Genomic DNA, 236 nt, shown 5'->3' on the forward strand with positions numbered 1-236 from the left:
GTCGTTGGACACCATGGTCGACAGCGCCACGGCTTCGACGATGACCATGCCGGTGGCCGCCGAAGCGCCGCCAATGAACGCCAACAGGGCAAGGCTCGGGTGTGCCTCGGCCAGCGGCAGGCTGATGACGAACGAGTCGGAAATCACCGTGCCCGGCAGCAACATCTGCCCGGCCAGGGCAATCGGCACCACGAACAGCGCGGCCAGTGCCAGGTACATCGGGAACACCCAGCGCG

1 protein-coding gene is annotated in these 236 nt (G+C 66.9%); it reads right to left on the reverse strand.

Annotated elements, in window-relative coordinates; genetic code table 11:
- Nucleotides 1–236, reverse strand: a 236-nt coding sequence (locus tag SB765_RS33725) for a hypothetical protein (RefSeq protein ID WP_410933050.1), incomplete at both ends; no start/stop codon positions are given.

It is taken from the genome of Pseudomonas sp. SIMBA_067 (assembly GCF_046534675.1).
In the GTDB taxonomy this organism is placed as follows: domain Bacteria; phylum Pseudomonadota; class Gammaproteobacteria; order Pseudomonadales; family Pseudomonadaceae; genus Aquipseudomonas; species Aquipseudomonas putida.